Raw genomic sequence first — 6711 nt, forward strand, 5'->3', positions numbered from 1 at the left:
ACATCCGCCGGGACGACCGCGAGGAGGCGACGATGCGGGGGTACGGCGACGACCCGACCGGGAGGCGGGTGCTGGCGGCGCTGCTGGCGATGCAGCGGCAGTCTTGGGAGCAGGGGGTGGCCGCGCAGGCGCTGCTCGACCTCGGCCTCGACGAGCTGGCGGTGCTGCTGGCCGACGCCGCAGTGACCCGGCAGCATCCGGACGGGCGGCTCGGCGACGTCTCCGGCGAGGACGGCGCGGTCAACGGGGCGGCCTGCGGTGAGGCGGTCCGGCACGCCGCGGCCGTCACGGGCGACCCGCGCTACGCCGCCGCGCTCGACGCGCAGCTCGACTGGCTGGTGGTCCGAGCGCCCCGGGCCGCCGACGGCACCCTGTTCCACCTGCTCGGCAGCCGGCAGGTCTGGGCCGACACGGTGCACATGGTGGTGCCGCTGCTCGCCCTGACCGGCCGGGAGGAGCTGGCCGCCGCCCAGGTGGCCGGCCACCGCCGCCGCCTCTTCGACGAGCGTTCCGGCCTTTACGCCGCCCGCTGGGACTGTGACGAGGGGCGGCTGGTGCGCCCGGAGCACTGGGCCACCGGAAACGGTTGGGTGGTCACGGGGGTCGCCCGGGCGCTGCGGCTGGGCACTCGCTGGCCGCCCGGCGTCCGCGACGAGCTGGCCGGGCACGCCCGGGACGTGATCGACGCCTGCCTGGCGTGCCGGGGCGCCGACGGGCTCTTCCCGGACGTGCTGGACGACCCGGGCGCCTTCCGCGAGGCCAACGTGGCGCAGATGCTCGCGTACGCCGTCCTCACCGGCGCCGCCGACGGCTGGCTGCCCGAGTCGTACGCCGAAGTCGGCCGGGAGCTGGTCGCCGCCGCGGATCGGCGGGTCGACGCGCGAGGGCTGGTCACCGGGGTGAGCGGCGCGCCCGACTTCGCCCGCCCCGGCACCTCCGCCGAGGCGCAGGCATTTCACCTCCTCGCCCACGCCGCCCTGATGAGTTGGGGACCCGAGGTGAGTTCAGAACCCGACGGCGGGACGGCCGGAACCGCCTCGGCCCCGACGACGGCGGGAACGGGGTGACTTCGCCGCAGAGAGTGACTTCCCACAGGAAGTGACTTTGCCCGCACGGAGTGACGCCCCCACCCGCACGGAGTGACGCCCGACCGGCACGGCGACGCCGACCCGACCGGGCCGGCCGGGGAGGACGCCGCCGAGGACAGTGTGGCCGGCGCGTGAGGCCTCGTGGGGTCAGGCGTGCATGCGGTCAGTGACCCGGCACCGTGACCGGCATCGGGCGCGGCCTGGACCGCTTCCACCGCCACCACGGGGAGTGACCCACCCGAAGGCCCCGCCACCCTCCGACCGCCCCTTTGCTCTGCACCCGCGGAGGCACCGGGCACGCACAGTGACTGCCGTCTCGGTCACCCGTTCGCAAGGGTCGAAAGTTCACGCAGGCCGGCGGGGTGGTGCGCCCACGGGTGCAGAGCAAAGGGGACGATCGGCGTCTCATGGCGCAGCCTCGGCCGTGACCCTGAGTGGCCCCGCCTTCGCCTCAGCACCGTGACCGAAAGTGTGATGGGCAGGCTGGCCCCGCCCAATGACCGTTCGCCCTGTGCAGACCGGACAGACAGGAAGTGAACGCCCCGGGTGCCGGAAGATGCGGGACGGGCAGGAAGGACTCGGCAGTCATCGTGCCGTGACCACGGTCGGGGGCACCGCCGGGCGGCACCGCGGGGGCACCGCCGGGCGGGAGCTCCCGGGGGCACCGCCGGCGGGAGCTGCCGGAGCCGCCCCTACAGTGATCATGTGGTCGCGGCGCTGGAGCTCTACCTGGACACCGACGCCACCCGGCGGATCCGGGTGCTCTGGGACGCGCTGGAGTCCGAGGGCGTGCAGAGCATGCGCTCGCTGCTGGAACAGCGGCACCGCCCGCACGTATCGCTCGCCGTGGCGCCCCGGTTCGATCCGGAGCGGGTCGCCGTGGCCCTGGCGGGCCTGACCGTGGCCGCGCCGCTGCGGCTGACCTTCGAGCACGCCGGGCAGTTCGTCGGCCGGGTGCTCTGGCTCGGCCCCGCACCCACCGCCGAGCTTCTTGAGCACCACCGCCAGGTGCACGCGCGGCTGGCCGCCGCCGGGATCACGCTGGTCGAGCACTACCAGCCGGGACGGTGGGTGCCGCACTGCACGCTGTCGATGCGGGTGCCGAACGTGCTGATGGCCGCCGCCGTGCGCCGCTGCCTGGAGGTGCTGCCGCTGGAGGCCACCGTGGTCGCCGCGGCCCTCACCGACCACGCCCGCGGCATCTCTCACCCGCTGCCCTGACGCACTCTCGGGCGGTCCCGTCCGGCCCGCCCTCGACCGTACGGGCAGGATGGGCGCATGCGCCTGGTGTCCCTGCTGCCGTCCGCGACCGACATCGTCCACGCCCTCGGGCTCGGCCCGGAGCTGGTCGGGGTGACGTTCGAATGCGACGTCCCGGCGGCGGACCGGGCCCGCACCAGGGTGGTGGTGGGCGGTCGCGACACCCGCGGCATGAGCCCCGGCGACATCGACGAGTACGTCCGGGCGCAGCTCGCCGCCGGCGCCGACCTCTACACGCTGCACGCCGACGCGCTGGCCGACCTCGATCCGGATCTGATCCTGACCCAGGACCTGTGCCGGGTCTGCGCGCTGCCCTCGGGGCACGTCGCCGAGGCGCTGGACCACCTGGGTTGCCGGGCCGACGTGCTGTCGTTGGACCCGTACACCCTTCAGGAGGTGCTCGGGACGATCCTCGCGGTGGGCGAGCGGGCGGGCGTACCGGATCGGGCGGAGGCCCTGGTCGCGGGCCTGCGGGCCCGGCTAGCGGCGGTGGCGGCGGCGGTCGCCGGCCGGCCGCGCCCCCGGGTCGCCGTGGTGGAGTGGGTGGACCCGCCGTTCACCGCCGGACACTGGATCCCCGACCTGGTCACCGCGGCCGGCGGGGAGCCGGTCGCCGCCCGGCCGGGGGCCCGGTCGGTGCAGACCGGCTGGCAGGTGTTCCGCGACGCGGCGCCCGATGTGGTGCTGGTCACTCCATGCGGCTTCCGGCTCGACGGCGCCGCCGCCCAGGCTGAGGCGGTCACCCGGGAGTTCCCCGGCACCCCGGTCTGGGCCGTCGACGCGGACGCGCTGGTGGTGCGGGCGGGGCCCCGGTTGGTCGACGGCGTCGAGGCGATCGCCGCGGTGCTGCACCCGGGCACCGTGCCGGCGCCGTCCGCCGGCGCGGTGGCCCAGGTGGGCTGAGCGCGCGGTCAGCGCACGAGCTCACGCCAGGACGAGCTGCTGCCGCGCCAGGCGCTGGCGAGGATGACCGCGGCACTGCGACTGGGGCATTCCTGAACCGTGGAGCGGCCCTGCGCGCCTCCGATCTGCGCCAGCACCTCCCACTGCTCTCCGGACCTGCGGATGTACACGTCACGGCGGCCACGCGTGGTCGCGTCCCCGTTCCACCAGTGTTCCTCGACAATCACAAGCCCGACGGTATAGCAGTCTCCCGCGAAGCGGTACAGCGGAGCGGCCCGGCGGTGCCGCGTACCGGCACGTGGTGCCGGGTATCGGGGCCCGGACGGGCGTACGTCGCCGGGTGCGGAGGGCCGGGTCAGCCGGCCAGCGGGCCGGACGACGGCGACCTCGCGCACCCACCACCACCGTCGTCGGGGCCGGCGGCCGAGCGGCGGACGTCCTCGTCCGTCCGTTTCGTCCGGAACCAGGAACGCGACGGCGTTGAGGGCGGGACCGCACCGGGTGACGTCGAGCCGGACGGCCGGGAGGGCCGGGACCGGCGGCGCCGAGGCAACCGCCGGCCCCGGAGAGCTCACCCGCCGGTCACGGTCAGGGTGTCGACGTCGAAGAGGGAACCGCTGCCGCCGGTGAAAACCAGGTGCAGCGGCCCGGTTCCGGTCCCGGTCAGGCTGGTGCTCACCGTCTGGAAGGTCTCCCATCCGCCGGTGTTCGGCACGGCCACCGAGCCGAGCAGTGGGCCGGTCGCCGACCCGGACCGGACCTGGATGGTCCCGCCCGCGCCAGCGGACGAGACCCGGGCGGAGAAGCCGGTCCGCCCGGCGGTGCCGACCTGCGCGTAGCCGGCCCAGTCGCCGTTGTTGATGTAGCCGAGCGTCCGCCCGCCACTGGCCGGGGTGTGGTTGGCGATCTGCACGCCCGCCGACGAGGTGTACGACTCCCCCTCCACGGTGAGCGAGGCCGTTGTCAGCTCGCGGATCCGGATGTTGCGGAACGACACGTCGTCGCCGGTGCCGTGGTTCTGGATGCCGATGTGTCCCTGTTGCAGGCTGCGCGTCGGGTCGGTGTTGGTGAAGTCGTTGACCCGTACGCCTTGAGGAACACCTGCACCCGCTCCCCCTGCACCAGGATCTCGTAGCTGTTCCAGCTGCCCGGCGGGTTGAGCGCGCCGTCCCGGGCGGCGACGTCGGGGGCCTTGGCCGCGTAGATCGCGCCGGTGGTGCGCTCGGGCACGTCGGTGGCGTCGAGTTGGATCTCGTAGCCGTTCGCCGTGCCCGACCAGGGCGACGAGGAGGCCGGGTAGCCGATCAGCACGCCGGAGTTGTCGTCCCCGGCGAGCCGCCAGTCCAGCTTCAGCGAGTACGACCGGAACTCCTTCGCCGAGTACCAGAAGGTGCCCAGGCCGCCGAAGGAGCTGAGCGTGGCGTCGGTGTTGGTGAAGCCGCCCGGCCCGGCTTGCGACCAGCCGGTCGTGGCGCCGTTGTAGAGGGTGGTGTACCCGTTCTCCGGGCGGCAGTCGGCCTTCGCCCAGCTGGCCGCGTACCGGATGCCGCCGAGCAGGTGCGTGCGGAAGGCCGCGTCGGCGTAGGACGCCTGGTGTGCCCGCCCCCGGTGTAGAAGGCCCGGCCCGCGGACTGCGGGTGGCACCAGGCGGTCGGGTTGTCGCCCATGCTTCCGCCGGAGTAGCTGGACTCGTCGAGGCTGGCCAGCACCCGCGCGGAGGAGCGCGGGTTGGTGCGGTAGTTGTACCACTCGTCGGTGCGCGTCCAGGTCTGCGGCAGGTGGGCGGTGGCCGCGTGCGCCCGGTCCTCGACCCGGACGCGGGCCTGCTGGATCGCCGGGTGTGAGGCGAACCAGGCGCCGACGAGCTGGCCGTACCAGGGCCAGTTGTACTCGGTGTCGGCGGCGGAGTGGACGCCCACGTAGCCGCCGCCGTTGACGTACGCCTCGAAGGCGCTCTGCTGCGCGGCGTCCAGGACGTCGCCGGTGGTGTTGAGGAAGACCACGGCCCGGAACCGGGCGAGGTTGGTGGCGGTGAAGGCGGTGGCGTCCTCGGTGGCGGTGACGGTGAAGTTGTTGGCGGCGCCCAGGTCGCGGACGGTCTGGATGCCGACGGGGATGGAGTCGTGCCGGAAGCCGGCGGTCTTGGAGAAGACCAGCACCTGGTAGGCCGGGTCGGCGGCCAGCGCGGGCGGCGCCGGGAGGAGGGTGCCGGCCAGCAGCGCGGCGGCCACCGCGGCGACCAGGCGGCGTGCTCTGGAGACGGTCATGACAGGTCCCTTCAGGACAGCGTGAACGAGTCGACGTCGAAGAGGTGGCCGGTCCCGGATCCGGTGTAGACCAGGAAGAGCGGCCCGGAGGCGGAGCCGGTGAGCGTGGTGGAGACGGTCTGGAAGGTGTCCCAGCCGCCCGTGACCGGCACCCGCCCCGGTCCGTGCCGCCAAATTTCTGTACCGATCGGTTGCAGAGGCGGGTAACCTTTGACCCCGGAGGAGGTGGGCCACATGCCCCAGCCGGGCAGACCGCGATCGTTCGACGCCGAACAGGCCCTGGACCGGGCGATGGAGGTCTTCTGGCGGCACGGCTACGAGGGCGCCTCCCTCACCGAGCTGACCGCCGCGATGGGCATCAACAAGCCGAGCCTCTACGCCGCGTACGGCAACAAGGAGAACCTCTTCCGCATGGCGGTGGGCCGTTACGCGCAGGTGGAGATGGCGTACGCGCGCGACGCGCTCGACCGACCCACCGCCTACGAGGTCGCCGCGACCCTGCTCCGGGCCAACGTGGTGGCGCTGACCCGCGACGACCGGCCGGCCGGTTGCCTCTCCGTCCAGGGCGGCACCGCATGCGGCACCGACAGCGCCGCCGTGTCCGAGTTCCTCGCGGCCAGCCGGCTGGCCGGTGAGCGGACGCTCGCGGAGCGCTTCGCCCGGGCGGTCGAGGAACACGACCTGCCCGGCGACGTCGATCCGACCGCCCTGGCCCGCTTCGTCATGGTCGTCACGGAGGGGCACGCCGTCCACGCCGCCGCCGGGGTGCCGCGCGCCGACCTGGAGCGGTCCGCCGAGATCGCCCTGCGCGCCTTCACCGCGACCGCGTACCCCGACGGGCTCCGGCCCGCCGTCAGCTCCTGACGCCCCGCGCCGGCCAGCTGTTCCGTCAGCGGCTCTCCCGGCCTGCCCGTGCGGGAGGATGCGGGCATGCTTCCCTCTCCTCGCGCGCTCCTGTGGGACTTCGGTGGCGTCCTCGCGGACGCCCCACCGCAACCGGCGGCGCCACCGGCCCTGGTGAGCCGGCTGTCCGACGTGGTCGACAGCGCGGTCCCCGCCGAGCAGATCGCCCGCGACCTGGCCGCCGGTACCCGCGCCTACACGCGGTGGCGTGACGACGTGGGCACCGGCGAGCATCCCGTGGAGCTGAGCCACGGCCAGGTGTGGGCCGACTTCGTGACCCACGCCTGGCC

General features: G+C 74.3%; 6 protein-coding genes and 2 pseudogenes. 5 read left to right on the forward strand and 3 right to left on the reverse strand.

Going from position 1 to position 6711, the window contains the following annotated elements; translation table 11 throughout:
* Positions 1-89: 89 nt before the first annotated feature.
* The 3 genes from NCC78_RS25595 (at position 90) to NCC78_RS25605 (ending at position 3251) form a co-directional block, all read left to right on the forward strand.
* Complete coding sequence (locus NCC78_RS25595) at positions 90-1067, forward strand: glycoside hydrolase family 88 protein (protein ID WP_250797646.1); 978 nt, start codon at positions 90-92, stop codon at positions 1065-1067.
* A gap of 726 nt (positions 1068-1793) precedes the next feature.
* Entirely contained in the window at positions 1794-2309 is a 516-nt protein-coding gene (locus NCC78_RS25600) for a 2'-5' RNA ligase family protein (protein WP_250797640.1), read from the forward strand.
* A 57-nt stretch (positions 2310-2366) separates the two neighbouring features.
* On the forward strand, positions 2367-3251 hold the full coding sequence (locus NCC78_RS25605; protein ID WP_250797642.1) for an ABC transporter substrate-binding protein: 885 nt from the start codon (positions 2367-2369) through the stop codon (positions 3249-3251).
* 8 nt (positions 3252-3259) lie between these two features.
* Here the strand turns inward: NCC78_RS25605 and NCC78_RS25610 are convergent, their stop codons facing one another.
* From NCC78_RS25610 to NCC78_RS25620, 3 genes and pseudogenes are all read right to left on the reverse strand, one after another.
* On the reverse strand, positions 3260-3478 hold the full coding sequence (locus NCC78_RS25610) for a hypothetical protein (RefSeq protein ID WP_250797643.1): 219 nt from the start codon (positions 3476-3478) through the stop codon (positions 3260-3262).
* Between the two features lie 344 nt (positions 3479-3822).
* Positions 3823-5518, reverse strand: a pseudogene (locus tag NCC78_RS25615) (ThuA domain-containing protein).
* Positions 5519-5529: 11 nt separating this feature from the next.
* Positions 5530-5670, reverse strand: a complete 141-nt coding sequence (locus tag NCC78_RS25620) for a carbohydrate-binding protein (protein ID WP_250797644.1) — start codon at positions 5668-5670, stop codon at positions 5530-5532.
* 82 nt (positions 5671-5752) lie between these two features.
* Here NCC78_RS25620 and NCC78_RS25625 point away from each other — a divergent pair, with 82 nt between their 5' ends.
* A complete protein-coding gene (locus tag NCC78_RS25625) occupies positions 5753-6382 on the forward strand; it encodes a TetR/AcrR family transcriptional regulator (RefSeq protein ID WP_250797645.1) in 630 nt (209 codons plus the stop codon).
* A gap of 66 nt (positions 6383-6448) precedes the next feature.
* Positions 6449-6711 (forward strand): annotated as a pseudogene (locus tag NCC78_RS25630) (HAD family hydrolase); the annotation flags it as partial.

Source organism: Micromonospora phytophila, from assembly GCF_023656545.1.
In the GTDB taxonomy this organism is placed as follows: domain Bacteria; phylum Actinomycetota; class Actinomycetes; order Mycobacteriales; family Micromonosporaceae; genus Micromonospora; species Micromonospora phytophila.